The sequence below is a fragment of the Brytella acorum genome, from assembly GCF_029309905.1.
Taxonomy (GTDB): Bacteria; Pseudomonadota; Alphaproteobacteria; order Acetobacterales; family Acetobacteraceae; genus Brytella; species Brytella acorum.
Window position 1 is genome coordinate 35,217 of sequence record NZ_JARBJP010000005.1, and the last position, 17,920, is coordinate 53,136.

The window sequence follows — 17,920 nt, forward strand, 5'->3', positions numbered from 1 at the left end:
CTTCGCCATGTCTTCACGCTTTTCGCTGCGTCGCCGTTCGCTTCTGGGCTCTGTTCCCGCAGCATTGATGGCCGGTGGTCTTGGCGGATGCGCCGGGGAGAGGGCGGACGAAGTCACAGCGGTTCCTGGCTTGAACGCGTCGGGGGCGTTCGACCTTGTCGATCCTTTCATCGGGACGGGCGGACATGGACATACCTACCCAGGCGCTTCCGTGCCGTTCGGGTTCGTGCAGGTCAGTCCAGACACCGACAACACACGGTGGGATTCCGTTTCGGGCTATCACATGGATGATCCGACCATGCTCGGTTTTTCCCACACGCATCTGAGCGGGACGGGCGTGGGGGACATGCTTGACGTGCTGTTGCGTCCGGGCGTGGGCGAGCCCGTGCTCAATCCCGGCACGCTGGCCAACCCGGAGGGCAGCTATCGCGCGCGATACGCCCATCAGGACGAATATGCCGAGCCGGGTTATTATCGGGTGCTTTGGCGCGAGGAAGGCATTACGACCGAAGTGACGGCAACCTGCCGGACGGGTCTTCAGCGCTATCATTTTCCAGCGACAGGCGATGCTTTCGTGCTCGTGGATTTCGCCCATGGCATGCAGGATCATGTCGGGGTGCCAACCCGCATCAAGAATGCCTCCCTGCAATGGACCGGCGTGCGGCTCACGGGCTCGCGTCAGGTCTATCAGTGGGCGTCGGGGCGCATGATCGCGTTTGCCATGGAGTTTTCGCGCCCGCCGCGCTCGGTCACGCTTTATTCGGAAGACCGGCCTGTGGGCGACGGTGCGACGCATGTGACGGGTGAGCGTCTCAAGGCGGTCGTACGGTTCGACGGCACGCAGCCGGTCACCGTGCGAACGGGACTGTCACCGGTCGACGAAGCGGGCGCGCTGGCCAATCTGACGACCGAGTTGCAGACCTGGGCTTTCGACACGGTGCGACATGCCGCACGGCATGAATGGACGACTCTGCTGGCCCGCGCCGAGGTCGAGGGGGGGACGATCGACGAGCGCAAGAGTTTCTATACGGGGCTCTATCACGCGGCGCTCGGCCCGACCGTCGTCAGCGACGCGGACGGGCGGTATCGCGGGCTTGACAAAGCCATCCATACTGCACCTCAAGGCCGGGCGGTCTACTCGACCTACTCCATCTGGGATACGTATCGCGCCGAGCACCCGCTTCTGACGCTGCTGTTTCCAGAGCACGTGCCGGATATCGTTCAGAGCCTCGTCCTGATGATGGAGCAGACGGGCCGGATGCCGATCTGGCCGCTTCAGGATGCGGAAACGGGCTGCATGACCGGGCGGCATGCGGCGTCTATTATAGTTGAAGCCATGAACAAAGGCTTCGAGGGATTTGACCGCCGCGCCGCGTGGCGCGTCCTGCGCTGGAGCGCTTTTGAAGAACAGCAGGATGGGCTGGACTATTATCACCGGCAGGGATGGATTCCCGCCGATCGGGTCGAAGAATCGACGACGCGGACAGTCGAATACAGTTTCGACGACTGGGCGTTTTCGCAGCTTGCGGCCCATATGGGAGACACTCGCGCCGCCGAGCGGCTCAAGGCACGCAGCGCGTCCTATCGCCATCTTTATGATCCATCGACGGGGTTTATTCGTCCGCGCCTCTCCAGCGGGCGTTGGGCCGAGCCTTTCGCCCCCAACGAGATGGGACATATGAAGCGGTGGCGGGACTACACGGAATCCAATCCCTGGCAGGCCACGTTTCTCGCCCAGCATGACGTGTACGGCATGACGGCGATGATGGGCGGTGAGTCGCGTTTCATCGAGAAAATCGATGGGATTTTCGCCGCCGATCCGGCGCTTCCGGCGGATGCGCCGCCCGATATCGCGGGGCAGGTGGGGCAATATGCGCATGGCAACGAGCCCAGCCAGCATATTGCCTATCTCTATAGTTTTGCCGGTCAGCCCTGGAAAACTCAGGAGCGCGTGCGGATGTTGCAAAAAACGATGTATGCGGCGTCTCCCGATGGCCTTGCCGGGAATGAAGACGTCGGCCAGATGAGCGCATGGTTCGTCATGAGTGCGCTCGGTCTTTATCCGGTGGATCCGACGACGGGGATTTACGTGTTCGGCAGCCCGCTGTTCGAGAGGGTGACACTGAAGCTCGCGCAGGGCAGGACGCTTCGGGTGGAGGCGCCCGGTGCGAGCACGGATGCACGTTTCATCCAGAGCGTGACGTGGAACGGCCAGGCGCTGAGCCGCATGTGGATCTCCCATCAGGATATTGTCGCGGGCGGCACTCTTCGATTCGTTATGGGTACGAGTCCCAACGTCATGCTCGGGGCGGCTCCGGGTGATCGACCGCCCAGCCTGGGCAGGATTTCGGTTGCCGGATAAATTTCCTTTTAATTCAATACTATTCCATTACGATACAACTCCGTATCGGAATGCATCTAAAAAAAGAGCCCTCCGGGGCTCTTAATTTATTTCTGCGAATAAACTAATAGAATTGATTTACGTTGCGATATAGGAATATCCAGAAAGGGAAGAGGCGGTAGCGAACGGCAATGATTGAATGCAGCCGGGCGGTCCCTCCGGGTTGTTTTGTAAATTAACAATCTCCTGGGTGAACGGAATGAAACTGCGCGCGCGCAAGATTGCATTACTGACAACGACACTCGCATGGCCAGCATGTGCTCTGGCGGCTCAGACATCGGCTCCAGTCAGCACCGATACGGTTCATACCGGCAAGGTCCGGACCCATGCACGCTCCGTGAAGACGAGCGCACATCCGCCTGCTGTTACGCAGGACGCGCCTCATACAGTCCCCGCACTGAAGACGGCTCCCGCTGCGAATGCGACGGTTCCGGCCGCCGTGACGCCGACGATGGGCAATACGGCGAGGAATGCGGTCCCGGCAGCAGAAAATATCAGCGTGACCGGTCTGCGCCGCTCCATTCAGCAGGATATCGCCCTGAAGCGTCGGGCGAATGCGGTTGTGGACGTCATTACCGCGCAGGATGTCGGGCGTTTTCCGAATCTCAACGTCGCCGAAGCGATGGCGCATCTTCCGGGCGTCAGCGTCGATCACCTGTTTGGTGAGGGCGAAAAGGTCTCTATCAACGGCACCGATCCGGCTCTGAATCGCATTTTCATCGACGGACACGACGTCGCATCGGCTGACTGGGGCGGAAATCCGAACGATCCGACGAGCCGTTCCTTCAACTATTCCTTCCTCGCGCCGGACGTGATCAACACGCTTGAGGTCTATAAGTCTTCCGAAGCACGTCTCGACGAAGGTTCTCTTGGTGGCACGGTAATTGTGAAGACCCGCAAGCCGCTCGACATGAAAGCTAATACGGCCATGCTTCAGGCGGGGTGGCTGTATAACAGCAACTCCGGCACCAGCAATCCGAAGGGGTCGGCGCTGTGGAGCTGGCACAACAAGAAGGGTACGTTCGGTATCATGCTTTCTGGTGCGTATCAGAAAGAAAATCTTGCGCGCGCCGGTGCCGAGTTCTTTGGTTATGCCAGCGGTTCGGCGTTCTCTGCCTACAATCCGACCATTACCGGCGGGACGTCTGACGACCTCAAGAACGCCCGTTATCCAGCGGGTATCAACGCCGCCTATTTCCAGCAGCAGCGTGAGCGTCAGACGTATCAGGCTACCGCGCAATGGCGTCCGACGGAAGAACTGCAGTTCACACTGTCCGGCATGGTCATTCATGGAAATTATACAAACTATAATCAGTCAGAATACATCGATCCGACCTGGGCTGCAGCCTCAGTCCAAAGTGTGACGGTCAGGAAGGGCCTGGTGACCAACGCGACATTCGGCCAGACATCTTCCGCCCTCCCTGCGGCAGAACTGGATTCGATTTATCGTAAGGACCCGATGGGGAATTACTCCATCAATTTCGCGCCGCAGTGGGATCACGGCCCCTGGCACCTGAAAGCCGACGCGGGTTACACGCGTGCCGTTGGCGGTGCGGATCCTTATTACATGTTGACGGCCAAAAGCACGGTTCCGTTTAGCTACAGCTTCACCGGCAAAAGCACGTCAATCAACTATGCACAATCGCCCACCGATCCGGCGACATTTTCGCGCAATGGCGTTACGACCCAGACCGTCAACGGTCAACAGGTGACCGGCATCAATGTCGGTGGGGCCGAGTGGGACATGACGTATGACAAGGAAGTTTATGGCCAATTTTCCATGACCCGCGACCTGAATATTTCCTTTCTGAAGGATATTCAGTTCGGTGCGAAATATGTCGACCATGACAACCTGATCCAGGCGTCATCGGTTTCCTACTATGCCAATGACGGTTTCAACCTTGGAGATCTGAATTACGTTCTCACACCGAACGGAATTTTTGATGGTTTGAACATCAGTGGCAACGGGACACAATATGCCAGTGTGCCCAAGGGCGAAGTGGAGAAATATCTTTCAAGCCAGCAAACCATCTGGGGCGGCACCGACTTCGGGGCGAGCGAGGATGTGCGTGAACAAATTGCTGCTGGCTTTGCCCAGCTTGATTTCGAGGGCCATCGCTGGCGCGGCAATCTCGGTATTCGTCTTGCGGAGACGGTCGACAATTCAAGCTATTTCACGACTGAAGACAGCGGGCTGACCTATACCCGGACCACGTCGCGCAACGCGTATTTCCGGCCGCTTCCGGCCCTCAACCTCAGCTATGACGTGACGCATAATCTTCTGGCGCGCTTTTCGGCCGCAGAAGTCATCGCCCGTTCCCGTTATGCGGATCTGGCGGGGGCGCTCACCCGTGATGACCAAAGTCAGACGGCAAGTGGCGGCAATCCCAATCTCAAGCCCTATCAGGCCCTCAATCTTGAGGGATCTCTGGAATGGTATTTCGGGCATGGCGATCTGCTGGCCATCGAAGGCTTCTACCGCGACATCAGCAATTACGTTCTGGACACAACGCATGTCGAAAACATGTATAACCGCCTGCGCGACGTGGTGACACCCTATCAGGTCACGTCACCGATCAACGCGGGGGGCGCCAAGGTTTATGGATTTTCTCCCAGCCTGACCTGGCAGATCTGGAACGGTTTTGGTGTTCGCACCAACTATACAATGGCCTTTTCCGATACCGGCGCCAATTACAACATGCCGTTTCTGTCACGTCATAACGTGACCTTCTCTCCCTTCTACGAAAAGGGGAAGTGGATGACGACGGTCAACCTCAACTATCGCTCCAACTACTTCAATCAGGTCGGACGCCTAAATTCGAAGGATATGACGGCAGGTTACATGCAGCTTGACTACACATTGAGCTATAATTTCTACAAGAACGCCGTATTTACATTCAACGCTCAGAATCTTCTCAATGAAACCTACTATCAGTATTCGACGGTCAAGGACGCTCCGACCGCGTTCTACAAAAACGGACGCTCCTTCAACGTCAATATCAGCTATCGTTTTTAAGGCGATCCCGGGAGAGCGGGCTGCACGCATGAAAATGTCGCGGCCCTGTTTTTCCTGACATGAAACGGCGAGAACTCCTTGGAGGTTTGGCCGCAGTCGGAGCGGGTGCGCAGTTTTTTCCGTTGCGTGCGTCTCTCGCTGGCTCCGGCAGATGGGCTGTGCCGTCCGCCCGGCAGATTGCATGGCAGTGTCGAGGACGAATGGCGTTCATTCATTTTGGAATGAACACGTTTACCGATCGCGAATGGGGGTTCGGAAATGATCTCCCCGATCTTTTCAATCCCACCGATTTTTCGGCGGATCAGATTGCGGATACGGTGCGGGATGGTGACTTTGCAGGCCTGATTATTACCGCCAAGCATCATGATGGCTTCTGTCTCTGGCCCAGCCAATACTCCGATTATTCTGTCAAACAGGCGCCCTGGCGAAACGGACAGGGAGATGTCGTCGGGGATTTGGCCGCTGCGTGTAAAGCGCGTGATCTGAGGTTCGGGGTTTATCTTTCACCGTGGGACCGTCACCGGGCCGATTACGGGCATGAGGGGTATGTGCAGTTTTACATGCGCCAGCTTCACGAGCTTCTCACGCGGTATGGGCCGGTTTGCGAAGTCTGGTTCGATGGCGCCAATGGTGGTGACGGCTGGTATGGTGGAGCGGCGGAGACACGTCACATCGACGCCGAAACCTACTATCGCTGGCCCGAGATTTTTGCGCTGGTGCGAAAGCTTCAGCCGGAGGCTGTTATTTTCGCCCCACAGGGCGGCGACGTGCGCTGGATCGGCAATGAAGCTGGACGGGTGACGTCTCCCTGCTGGCCTACCGTTCCAAAGGGCTCTCTCAATTCGGATATTTTGCCCCATGGCATGTTCGGGGCTCCCGTCTGGCGCCCTGCCGAGGTGGATGTATCAATCCGGCCCGGCTGGTTCTGGCATGAGGAGGAAAATGGAAGCATTCGTTCAGCAGCCGAACTTTTCGACCTCATGTTTGCCACGCTCGGTTCGGGTGCCAACCTGCTTCTGAATCTTCCTCCTGACCGGCGTGGGCGTATTCCCGCTCTGGATCGGGACGCGGTGCGGGGGATGGCCGCGCTCTGGCGCGGCATGTTGGCGCGGGACTACGCCGGGGCGGGTCACATAACCGCAAGCGATACGGAAAATGGACGGAGTGGCGACGTGCTACTCGTTGATGATGTTCGATATTGGCAAGCGCCTGCCAGCGTGCGCGATGTCTCGCTGAAACTCATGCTGCCCACACGTCGTCGTTTTGATGTGGTGATGCTCAGTGAACCGCTCTCATGTGGTGTCACGATCCAGCATTATGAGATCGAGGTTCAGGAGCACCCTAGAGGGGCCTTCCGGCGTGTCGCTGGTGGTGAAGCCGTTGGGCATTGCTGTCTTGTGGCATTGGGCGGCCCGGTCGAGGCGATTGCGATGCGTGTGCGACTTTTCTCTTCCGATCGGGCACCGGCGTTGCGTCGTCTGGCACTGTATCGGGAACCGAAACGCGTCTATCCGCCGACGATCATGCGGGACGAACGCGGGCTGGTGGTCATAACGGCGCGCGACGGCGCTGCCGTGCTTTATACGGCCGATGGAACAGACCCGGCTTCTTCGGGAACGCTTTATCGAAAGCCTTTCCTTTTTGCCGGTGGCACCGTCAGGGCGTGCCTCGCCATGCACGCTGCGGAAACAGGCCGGGAGGCGATCTATGGTCTTCTTCCGACGTTGATACGGATTGTCGAGGCCAGCGCTCCGGGGGCCGAGGTTCTTTTGACGGGTCGGGGAGGGGGGTGGCGCTCATCTGTCGGTCCCGGGCATTCCGCGCGGATCGTCATGACGTTTCCAGCCAGAACGTGCATCTATGGTGTGGTTCTGACGCCGGTTGAAGGCGAGCCTGCGCCTGTGACTTATGCCGTTGCGAACGGGGATGACGGGCGGGAAATTCTCTCCGGGCGTTTCGACAATATGGCCGCGAACGCCGCGTCTCGCGAGATCCGATTCCGCGAGGCCGTTTGTTGCACGCGCCTGGTCCTGACCTTCTCTCGCGCAACGGGCGAATCTCCCGTGCTGTCGATTGGCAGTCTTAAGCTTCTGTCACGTTAGTCGCGCAGTCTCTCTGGGGGCTTGCGCTGCAAACTATGTCCGGGCGTTATGATCTCACCGGAACGTGAACAGAAAGGCACAGCCATGGACATCCAGACGATCGAGCAGGGTTACAATCAGCTTCAGGCACAAGGGCAGCAAACGACCCAGGCGCTTCAGCTCCTTGGCGGCAAACTTCAGGCCGCGGCGAATGCCGGTGATCAGCAGGCTCGCGAATGGTTTCTGGACCTGCGGGAGTTGGCGCTCTCTTTTCAGGCCGAGCAGCAGCAGGTGATGGCGCTCCTTCAATCCCTTCATGCCGGGATCGCCACGCAGGTCCAGTCTGCCCAGCCCTCCTACGCCGAAGCGCCGCCTGCCGCGCCTGCTCCCCAGCCGTCGCAGGGCGGCTTTCTCGGGAATTTGATGAATTCCGGATTCGCACAATCGGTCGCAGCCGGGGCGGGTTTCGGCATCGGCGATGATCTGATCAAGGAAATCTTCTGAGAGACGGGTCAAAAGAGGAATTTACTCGCTTGCCTCTTCGTGAGACGTTACGTTCAACGAACCATGAAGGAGGGAAATCATGCGCGATGTGATCGAGGGAGTTTCCGCGTTTTCCCGTGCCCGTATCGAACTGGCGCGGCGGGCGCCGTTCGTAACACCGCCGCTGCTTCTCGTGCTGGGAGCCGGTGCCGCGCATAATGCGACGATCGTGATCGTTCCCGTCGTCGTCGCGCTCCTGTTCGTGGTGATGAATGCCGCGCAGGTCTATGGCACCAATGCGGGGGCGGTCGAGCGCACGCGGGCTTCGGCTGCCGCCCAGGGATCGGGCGCGGACGTCCCGCAGCGTCGTCCCCTCTCTTTCTGAACGGTTTTTTGATCCTGCCGGACGCCAAATCTGGCAGGATCGCTTTCAGACCCGGATTACAGGCCGCCGAGCGGGGGCGGAACGCGTGCTTCGGCAAGGGCCGCGCTCTGGCGTGCCGCCAGTTCCGCTTCGTCGAAGTCCGCGATGACTTCCTGGAACAGCCGATGCCAGTTCAGTTTCGCGCCCAGGCGCAGGAACACGCTGCCAAGGCCGATGGCCGAGCGATCCACCAGCACGAATTCCCGTGACGGTTTGACGCCTCCCGTCCGCTTGATCCCTTCATAGACCTTTTCCAGCAGTTCGCGGCCCTCATTGGGATTGTCGCTGAACTGGATCGGCCGTTCGCGATCGTCCATCAACGGGCCGTAGAGGAACGCCGCCCATTCGTTGAGGATACTGGCCGTCTCGCGGGAAATGCCGGTAATGCCCCACATCTCGTAGGCGTGGAACGCTCTCTCCTCGTCCTTTTCGCTGAGTGCGGTGAAGAGTTCGATGATGCCTTTGACGAGACGTGGCGGCAGGATACGGATGGCGCCGAAATCGAGCAGGTTCAGGCCGGAGTCGTCACGGACCGTGAAATTGCCCATATGAGGGTCACCGTGAATGACGCCATAGCGATAGACGGGTACATACCACGCACGGAACAGGGCGCGTGCGATGGCGTTGCGTTCTTCCTGCGTCGGATTTGCGTCCAGAACTTTTTGCAGGGCGCGTCCGTTGACCCAGTCCATGGTGAGCAGACGGCTGGTCGTGAGTTCCTCGACCGGGGCCGGGACCGTGACCTCGGGCGTCTGGGCCAGCATCAGCCTGTAGAGGCGCAGATGGGAGGCTTCGCGCTTGTAATCGAGTTCCTCGCGCAGGCGTTCGGTCAGTTCCTCGATGACGTCTTCCTGCCGGATGGCGGGCGCGACTTTCTGGAAAATGCCCACGGCGGCACGGAACTGGCGCAGATCGGATTCGACGGCGGCGTGCATGTCCGGATACTGGAGCTTGCAGGCGACGTCCCGTCCATCGGTCGTCAGGGCTCGGTGGACCTGTCCGAGGCTCGCGGCTGCGACCGCGTCATGACTGAAGGAGCGGAAGCGGCGTTCCCAGCCCGTGCCGAGCTCGGCTGTCATGCGACGACGCACGAAGCTCCAGCCCATCGGGGGGGCATTGGCCTGAAGCTGGGCCATTTCCCGGGCATAGTCGTCCGGCAGGGCGCCGGGGATGGTGGAAAGAAGCTGGGCGACCTTCATCAGCGGTCCCTTCAGACCGCCCAGGGACGCCTTGAGATCATTGGCGTGGATCGCACTGTCGGTTTTGAAACCGAAGCGGTTTCCCGCCACGCGGGCGGCGATGCTGCCGACGGCGCCCGAGGTGCGGGCCATGCGCTTCAGCTCCCCGAAGAAGCCGCTACGGTCCATGTCCTTGCGGTCACTCATGACGGATTCGGCTCCTCACTGTCGCGGGCGAGATCGTCGATGAAGCCCGAGATCACGTCCAGCCCCTTGCGCCAGAAGGCGGGGTCGCCTGCGTCAAGTCCGAAGGGGGCCAGAAGTTCCTTGTGCCGTTTTGTTCCACCCGCTTCAAGCATGGCGACATATTTGTCCTGAAAACCGGGGAGGCCGCCCCGGAAGACGCCATAGAGTGCGTTCACGAGACAGTCGCCAAACGCGTAGGCGTAGACGTAGAAAGGCGAGTGCACGAAGTGCGGAATATAGGACCAGTAGAGGTCGTAATCGGGTGTGAAGTCGAAGATCGGGCCGAGACTGCGTTCCTGGATTTCGCGCCAGATTTCGCCCAGGCGCTCTTTGGAGATCTCGCCCTTGCGGCGTTCGTCATGGACGCGGGTTTCAAACTGGTAGAACGCGATCTGACGGACCACCGTGTTCAGCATGTCCTCGACCTTGGCGGCCAGCATCAGGCGGCGGCGCGCCGGATCGGTCTCGGCGTCGAGCAGGGACTGGAAGGTCAGCATCTCGCCGAAGACCGAAGCGGTTTCGGCCAGCGTCAGCGGCGTGCCCGACTGGAAATAGCCCTGCCGGGCGGCCAGGATCTGATGCGCGCCATGGCCGAGTTCATGGGCCAGAGTCATCACGTCGCGCACGCGGCCATGGTAGTTCATGAGGATATAGGGATGCGCGCTCGGGACCGTCGGATGGGCGAAGGCTCCCGATGATTTGCCGGGCACGGCGGCGGCGTCGATCCAGGGATTGGTCATGAACCGATTGACGAGAGCGCCGAGACGCGGGTCAAACGCGGTATAGGCCGAGCGCACGATGTCCTTGGCCCGCGACCAGGGGATCTGGCGCTCGTCCGCGCCGGGGAGGGGCGCGTTGCGATCCCAGTGTTCGAGCTTTTCAAGACCCAGCCATTTGGCCTTGAGCGCGTAGTAGCGATGCGCCAGACGGCCGTAATCGGCATCCACGGCGGCGACGAGCGCATCGACGACTTCGTCTTCGACCATGTTGGAGCGATTGCGATACGAGCCGGGGCGCGGATAGCCACGCAGCGTATCGCTGATCGCCTTGTCCTTGGCGAGGACGTTGGTGATCATGGCCAGAACGCGACTATTGGCGCCCAGAACCCGGCTGATTTCTGCTGCCGCCTCCCGCCGCTTCGCGCGGTCGGGGTCGGACATGCGATTGAAGGCATCGCCGAGCGGTTTCGTCTCGCCATCGAGCGTTACCGTCAGCTCCGCCATGGTTTCGTCGAACAGACGGTTCCAGGCGTTGCGTCCGGTGACGGATTTCTCCATCAGCACCTGCTCGACGTCATCGGAGAGCTGATAGGGCTGGAACACGCGCAGATCGCGCAGGAACGGCTGCCACGCGCTCAGGGCCGGATCAGCGGTCAGGGCCGCCATCGCGACATCTTCGATGCGGTTGAGTTCCAGCGTGAAGAACAGGAGATGTGCGCTGATCGCGGTGAGGCGCTCGTTCATGTCCTGCGCAAAGCGACCGCAGGCCGGGTCACTGGTATGGGCGGAAAAGGAGAGCTGAGCAAAGGAGCCCAGACGGCCCAGCCCTTCATCGATGTCCTGATACTGGTCCAGCGTCTCCGCCAGTTCGGCGGCGGTGAGGGCCGCCACACGCGTTTTCCACCGGTCGGCGAAAGTGCTTGCGCGGGCGTCCAGGGACTGGAGGTCGCGCTCGATGGCGGGGTCCGTGAGCGACGCGTAGAGATCGGACAGATCCCAACGTGGCGGCTCCTGGCTGCCAGCGGTCGAGACGGGATCGGACGCCGCGTCACGCGGGGCGGGCATGGGATGAATGATCATGACCCGAGATTAGTATGCCCCGCGACGGGAGCAACCCCTGATGCCCGGACGCATCTCACATTTGGGTTGCGTCCGGTTCCAGGCCGATCCGTCCATAGCGGCGGGCATAGGCGAAAATCGCCAGGTAGATGGGTGCGACCAGCACGACGAAAGCCAGCTGGAAGCCGAGAAGAGGCTTCAGCAGGACATAGAACTGCGGGATGATCGCGCCGCCGCTATAGGCCATCACCAGCCAGGCGGAGGCCAGCGGCGTCGCGGCGCCTGCGCCACGGATGGCGACCGGGAAGATGGTGGGCATGATCATGGCGTTGGACAGGCCCATCAGCGCCACGAACAGCACCGAAACATAGCCATGTGTCAGGAAGGCCAGCATGGCGAAGACGATGCCGAGTCCGCAGGAAATTTCCAGCAGACGCTCCTGCGGCAGAACGCGCGGAACCAGCAGGAAACCCGCGATATAGCCCACCAGCATCGCCGCGAGGGTCAGGGTCGTGAAGAATTTCGTCTGGTCGATCGGAATGCCGAAACCTTGCGCGTAAGTGCCGATGGCGTCGCCCGCCATGACCTCCACGCCGACATAGATGAACATCGCCAGCACGCCGAAGACGAGATGCGGACGAAACAGCCGGGACGTCGCCTCTCCGGAAAGCGCGGGCATCGGAGGCGCTTCGAGCTGGGGAAGGGCGGAATGCCAGACGATGACGGCCAGAAGGACGAGGAGCGCGGCCATGCCGAGATAAGGCAGGTAGATGGCATGGACGAGGCCCGCGAGAAGTGCCTCGCGCACGGCCGGATCGGTCGCATCCTGCGCGCGCTGCGCGACGGCGCCGATGTCGTGCATGACCAGGGTGCCGAGCACGATCGGCGCCAGCATGCCTGCGAATTTGTTGCTGATCCCCATGATTGCGATGCGTGTGGCCGCATGGGTCGGCGGGCCGAGCAGGCTGACGAGGGGGTTGATGACGACCTGCATGAGCGCCAGCCCGGCGCCGAGCACAAGCAGGCCGGTCAGTGCGCCGCCGTAAATCCGCATGTTCACGAACTGACCGAAGATGGCGACGCCGATGGCCGAGACCACGATAGAGGCGGCGAGTCCTTTTTTGAGGCCCAGCCTGCTCGCGATCTTCGATGCCGGGATCGAGAAGATCAGATAGGAGATGTAGAAAACCATCGGTACGAAGAACGCGTTGAAATCGTTCAGGCTGAACGCGACGCGCACGAAGGTGATGAGCGGCCCGTTGAGCCAGGTGACGAACCCCATGGCGAAGAAAATCAGGGCCGCGATGATCAGCGGTCGCCATCCATGAGCGCCGACCAGGCCGTTTCGGGGGGCGTTCGTTCCGACAGGACGTGAAATCGTGTCCATCGTCGAGGTCTCTTTCACGAAAGATCCGCTCGCCGCACGGCGCGGCGCGTCGGGGAAACCTGGAAAAAAAGAACAGGCCATTGCCGCGCGACGGGCGCAGGTGAGAGGATGCCCGGGCGGCGCATGTCGATTCGATAGGGAATCATCTATCATTTCGATACTTCATCCTCTAGGCTTTCTTTCCGACAAGTTGTTTCATGAATTGAAATAAGAGGCGCGCGGCGTCGGAGGAGTGGTGACGTGTTCTCGGCGGGTCATCATCGCATTCTCAGCACGATCGGACGGCTTGGTCCGATGAGCCGGACGGATCTTTCGCGCGTGCTGGCGTTGAGCAAAGCGAGCATTTCCATGCTTGTGCGCGATCTGCTGACGCAAGGGGTTCTGCGCGAGCAGGCGCTGGTTTTCGGTCAGGGTCGGCCTTCCGTGACGTTGGGTCTGCGCAGCGACGCGGCGAGCTTCATCGGCATTTCCCTCCATGCCGACCCGGTCACGATCGTTCTGACCGATCCCTACGGCGAAGTTCTGGCGCGGCACCTCCAGCCCCGGATCAGCGAGCCGGAAGCATGCTTCCGCAGCCTGGCCGCGGTCGTCGAGGCCGTCACGCGGGAGATCGGCGAGGGGGGCGGACCCGTCGCCGGGATCGGGATCGCGCAGCCGGGTTTCGTGTCGCGCGATCGTCGGGTGTGTCTTGCATCCGCGGCGCTCGGCTGGGTGGACGTCGATGTCGCGGGCCGCATGGGCAGCCTCACCGGGCTGCCGGTCTTTGTCGAAAATGACACGAATGCGCTGATTCTGGGCGAGCAGCTTTTCGGCGGCTTCGGTGATCGTCCCGATTTCAGCCTCGTGTTTCTGGGCGACGGGATCGGGAGCGCGCATATCATCGGTGGCCGACTGCACCGGGGCGCTCATGGCGGCGCGGGCGAGATGGCCCATTCGCCCATCGCGATCGACAGCCACGCAGCGCTTCCCTGTCGATGCGGCAACAAGGGCTGCCTTGAAACCGTGGCTTCTCTGCGCGCCATTCGCGGCGCGGCGCGGCAGGCCGGGCTCGAGGACGATCTCGCGCTTCTTTCGGCGCGCGCGGCGGATGGTCATCCGGATGCGCTGGCCATTCTGCATCGTGCCGGCGCGGCGCTCGGCGTCGCGCTCGCCCAGCTCGTGCAGATGATCGACCCTGCCCAGCTGGTCGTGATGATCGAGCCCGATCTGGAGCAGAGCGTGTTTACGCGCGTGATGCGGCAGGAAATGGAGACGCATGTTCTGCGGCGCTCCGGCGTGCAGATGGAACTTGTGCTGCGCGCGCCCGAACCCGACAGCTTCGCCAAGGGGGCCGCCGGTCTCGCGGCCAAGCATTATCTGTTCGGCGAAGACTGGGCATGACACCCGGCGTCACAACTGCGGGCATCGCTCCCACGGCATGGCATTGGAAAGAAGAGGAATGGACGTCAGCATGATATGTATTCGACACGCCCGCCGGGCGCTGATGGGCGCAGCCTGTACGATCGCCCTTCTCGCTTCAGGCGTAGCGCTGGCAACACCCACAATGATGCCCCTGCCGCGCGTGGCCAGCTTCGATGGCGGCATGTTGCCGCTGGGGGGCGGAGTGCGCGTGAGCTGGGATCAGGGACGTCCCACGCCGCTTCTTGAGCGCGCGGCCTCGCGCTTCGCCACGCGCCTCTCCATGCTGTCGGCGCCCCGCGCGGGTGTGGCGCCTGTTCTGGTGCATATCAGCGTCGAGGAGGACCCTGCCTATCTTTCGGTGCGGGAAAAGGAACATTACACCCTCCAGGTTGACGCCAACGGCGTCGTGCTGAAGGCGGACGGTCCGGCTGGCGTGCTGCACGGGCTGGCGACGGTCCTGCAACTCGTGGAGAAAACGCCGCAGGGCGACGCGCTGGCGACGGGTTCCATCGATGACACGCCGCGTTTTTCGTGGCGCGGAATCATGCTGGACGTTTCACGGCACTTCCTGTCCGTCGAGACGGTCGAACGCCAGATCGACGCCATGGAACTGACCAAGCTCAACGTCCTGCACTGGCATCTGAGTGACGGCACCGGTTTTCGCGTGGAAAGTCGCCTCTATCCGAAATTGCAGGCGGTGGGCGGCCATCACCAGTATTATACCCAGGCGCAGATCCGGGCGATCGTTCGTTATGCGTCGGACCGTGGCGTACGGATCGTGCCGGAATTCGATGTGCCGGGTCATACGCTTTCGCTGCTTCAGGCCTATCCCTCCCTTGCGGCGCAGCAGCCCGTGCCTCTGACGCAGGCATGGCTCAAGACATGTCAGACCAAATTCGGCGATGGCGGTTCCACGACGAGTTGCGGCAAGGGAGTCAATCTCAACAATTCCGCGATGGACCCGACGCGCCCCGACGTCGTGCATTTCGTCGCCGGTCTTTTCGGGGAAATGGGCGGCCTGTTCCCGGATCGTTATTTCCATTCGGGCGGCGATGAAGTGGTTTCGAAGCAGTGGACGACCAATCCGCAAATCGCTGCCTACATGAAGGCGCATGGATATGCGGACGCACCGGCCATGCAGGCGGCGTTCACCGCCGCCATCCAGAAGGTTCTCGCCAGCAAGGGCAAGATCATGATGGGCTGGGATGAGGTGAGCGAAGCGCCGATCCCGGCGGATGTCGTCGTCGAAGCGTGGCGCGGATCGAAATGGATTGCCTCGGCGACGAAGGCCGGTCATCCGGTCGTGGTGTCGTCGGGATATTATCTCGATCTCCTGCGGCCCTCGCGCGAGCATTATGCCGTCGATCCGACGGATGTTCAGGGAGAGGGATCTCACGGCGACGCGGGTGGCAAGGATGATCCGTTCGCGGCCGACCCGACATTGCCGCCGCTGACGCCCGAGCAGGAGAAGCTGGTGCTGGGCGGCGAGGCGCCGCTGTGGTCCGAGGTCGTGACGGACGAGATGACCGATGCGCGCCTCTGGCCGCGTTCGGCCGCGATCGCGGAGCGCTACTGGTCGTCCCGGGATGTGCGCGACATTGATGACATGGAGCGTCGCCTGCCGGGCGTTTACGCCGAGCTTGAGGCGCTGGGACTTGAGGCCTCGCAAAACCGTGCGCGCATGATCGCGCGTCTGACACCTGCGAACATCACGCCGTTGACGGTCTTCACCGATGTGACCGTGCCGGTGATGAATTACGCCCTGAACAAGCTCAACGGGCCGAATTCGGACAAGATGCTCAGCGCGCCGGTGGCGATCGCCGAACCGGACAGCTTTATCGGAATCCGGTTCAATGCCCTGGCTGCACGCTACGGCGCGGGGGATCATGCTTCCGAGGCCGATCTGCGCTCCATGCTGACGATGTGGCAGGCCAATGACGCGGCTTACGCCACGATTGCGACGACGCCGGACCTGCAACTGGCGCGGCCGGTTTCTCAGCGGCTCGCCGCCCTGGCGACCACGGGGCTGGAAGCTCTCGAAGCGGGTCGTCATTCCAGAGCGTGGCGTGAGAAGGCGCAAGCCCAGCTGGCCGAGCAGGATGCCGCCTTTGCATCCTGCGCGACCCATGCCTCGTCGCTCAAAGAGCCGTTGCCGCCGAGCGGCCTGCTGATCTCGATCGTGCCGGGTCTTCACGCGCTGGTGAATACCGCGCGCTGAGACCGACGACGGGCACGGCGGCTGTGGCCGGAATATGTGGGATTTGAAGCCCTATCGTTATTTTGATCGTTGTCCGGTCGGGCATTTTTATCCGACCGGATAAGCCCATCCGGCCGCCTGCCGTCCGGATGGTGTTCCGGGTGTTCCGTTCGCCGGTTTACAGCCGATCAAACGCGCGCTTTGCTGACATGGAGAGAGTTTGAAATCTCACGTCAGCAAGGAAGGAACGGAGCATGACGCGGATCGACGGGGCAGGTGTGGACGTATTGGACGGGAAGGCGCTCGTCATCCATGCCGCCCGCGATCTGCGTCTGACGCCGATCAGCACGGCTGCGCCCGGCGCGGGCGAGATCCGCGTCAGGCTGGCCTGGGGCGGCCTCTGCGGGTCCGATCTGCATTATTTTCTGCATGGCGGGGTAGGGGCCTCCGTTCTGCGTGAACCGATGGTCCTGGGCCATGAAGTGTCCGGCACGATCGATCGCCTCGGTCCTGGTGTGGAAGGGTTCCGCATAGGGCAGGACGTTGCCATTCACCCCGCGCAACCGTGCGGCGTATGTCCGGAATGCCAGCGCGGGCTTCGGCATCTCTGTCGTTCGACCCGCTTTTTCGGCAGCGCCGCTTTTCTGCCCCATACCGATGGCGGCTTTCGGACCTCGATGATCGTGCGCGCCGATCAGGTCCGCGCTTTGCCGCCGGGCCTGGATGCCCGCCGAGCGGCTCTCGCCGAACCTCTGGCCGTCGCCCTGCATGCCATCGCGCGCGCCGGTGACGTGCGGGGCCGGAGCATCCTGGTGCAGGGCGTCGGACCGATCGGGGCTCTGGTGGTGGCCGGGTTGTCCGATCACGGTGCGGGGCGGATCGTCGCCACGGATTTGCAGGACTTCGCCTTGTCTCTGGCGTCGAAGCTCGGCGCGCACGCCACATGGAATGCGCGTGAAGAAGCGCCGGAAGAGGAATTCGACGTGGTTTTCGAGGTCACGGGCGTGGCCGCGGCCCTTGCGAATGCCGTCGCACGCACGCGTCGCGGGGGGATTATGGTGCAGGTTGGCATGTTCCCTCCGGGTCTGGTGGAGACGCCTCTGGCGCAGATCATCAGCCGCGAGATCGATTTCCGCGGCACGCTTCGCTTCGACACGGAGTTCGACGATGCGCTGCGGTTGCTGGCGAAGCGGCCGGAGATCGCGGATATTCTCGTGACGCACCAGCTCGCGCTCGACGATTATCAGGATGCTTTCGCGATCGGCACGGATCGTAGCCGGGCCGCGAAGGTGCTTCTCGACCTGAACGCGTAACCGGGTCGGCTGGAG

12 protein-coding genes are annotated in these 17,920 nt (G+C 61.6%); 9 read left to right on the forward strand and 3 right to left on the reverse strand.

Going from position 1 to position 17,920, the window contains the following annotated elements; genetic code table 11:
• Positions 1-7: 7 nt before the first annotated feature.
• The 5 genes from PWM43_RS09720 (at position 8) to PWM43_RS09740 (ending at position 8,366) form a co-directional block, all read left to right on the forward strand.
• Positions 8-2,362, forward strand: a complete 2,355-nt coding sequence (locus tag PWM43_RS09720; protein WP_289842310.1) for a GH92 family glycosyl hydrolase — start codon at positions 8-10, stop codon at positions 2,360-2,362.
• A gap of 238 nt (positions 2,363-2,600) precedes the next feature.
• A complete protein-coding gene (locus PWM43_RS09725) occupies positions 2,601-5,417 on the forward strand; it encodes a TonB-dependent receptor (RefSeq protein ID WP_289842311.1) in 2,817 nt (938 codons plus the stop codon).
• A gap of 200 nt (positions 5,418-5,617) precedes the next feature.
• Positions 5,618-7,519, forward strand: coding sequence for an alpha-L-fucosidase (locus PWM43_RS09730; RefSeq protein ID WP_289842312.1), 1,902 nt, complete (start codon positions 5,618-5,620; stop codon positions 7,517-7,519).
• 84 nt (positions 7,520-7,603) lie between these two features.
• Complete coding sequence (locus tag PWM43_RS09735; protein WP_289842313.1) at positions 7,604-8,002, forward strand: hypothetical protein; 399 nt, start codon at positions 7,604-7,606, stop codon at positions 8,000-8,002.
• A gap of 79 nt (positions 8,003-8,081) precedes the next feature.
• On the forward strand, positions 8,082-8,366 hold the full coding sequence (locus PWM43_RS09740) for a hypothetical protein (RefSeq protein WP_289842314.1): 285 nt from the start codon (positions 8,082-8,084) through the stop codon (positions 8,364-8,366).
• A 56-nt stretch (positions 8,367-8,422) separates the two neighbouring features.
• On the opposite strand, the gene PWM43_RS09745 is transcribed toward PWM43_RS09740, so the two are convergent.
• Genes PWM43_RS09745 through gluP form a run of 3 tightly spaced genes read right to left on the reverse strand, consistent with a single transcriptional unit; the run spans position 8,423 to position 12,994 of the window.
• Positions 8,423-9,790, reverse strand: coding sequence for an ABC1 kinase family protein (locus PWM43_RS09745; protein WP_289842315.1), 1,368 nt, complete (start codon positions 9,788-9,790; stop codon positions 8,423-8,425).
• Positions 9,787-11,628, reverse strand: coding sequence for a M3 family oligoendopeptidase (locus tag PWM43_RS09750; protein ID WP_394356060.1), 1,842 nt, complete (start codon positions 11,626-11,628; stop codon positions 9,787-9,789). The genes PWM43_RS09745 and PWM43_RS09750 overlap by 4 nt, the downstream gene beginning before the upstream one ends.
• A gap of 55 nt (positions 11,629-11,683) precedes the next feature.
• Entirely contained in the window at positions 11,684-12,994 is a 1,311-nt protein-coding gene (gene gluP, locus PWM43_RS09755; protein ID WP_289842317.1) for a glucose/galactose MFS transporter, read from the reverse strand.
• On the opposite strand from gluP, the gene PWM43_RS09760 reads away from it, so the two are divergent.
• The 4 genes from PWM43_RS09760 to PWM43_RS09775 all read left to right on the forward strand — a co-directional run bounded on the left by PWM43_RS09760 (position 12,987) and on the right by PWM43_RS09775 (position 17,905).
• Entirely contained in the window at positions 12,987-13,205 is a 219-nt protein-coding gene (locus PWM43_RS09760) for a hypothetical protein (RefSeq protein ID WP_289842318.1), read from the forward strand. The genes gluP and PWM43_RS09760 overlap by 8 nt on opposite strands.
• Before the next feature lie 29 nt (positions 13,206-13,234).
• On the forward strand, positions 13,235-14,374 hold the full coding sequence (locus PWM43_RS09765; protein WP_289842319.1) for an ROK family transcriptional regulator: 1,140 nt from the start codon (positions 13,235-13,237) through the stop codon (positions 14,372-14,374).
• A gap of 70 nt (positions 14,375-14,444) precedes the next feature.
• Positions 14,445-16,613 carry a beta-N-acetylhexosaminidase gene (locus tag PWM43_RS09770; RefSeq protein WP_289842320.1) on the forward strand — a complete coding sequence of 723 codons (2,169 nt, stop codon included), beginning with the start codon at positions 14,445-14,447 and terminating at the stop codon, positions 16,611-16,613.
• 233 nt (positions 16,614-16,846) lie between these two features.
• Entirely contained in the window at positions 16,847-17,905 is a 1,059-nt protein-coding gene (locus PWM43_RS09775; RefSeq protein WP_289842321.1) for an L-idonate 5-dehydrogenase, read from the forward strand.
• Positions 17,906-17,920 lie beyond the last annotated feature (15 nt).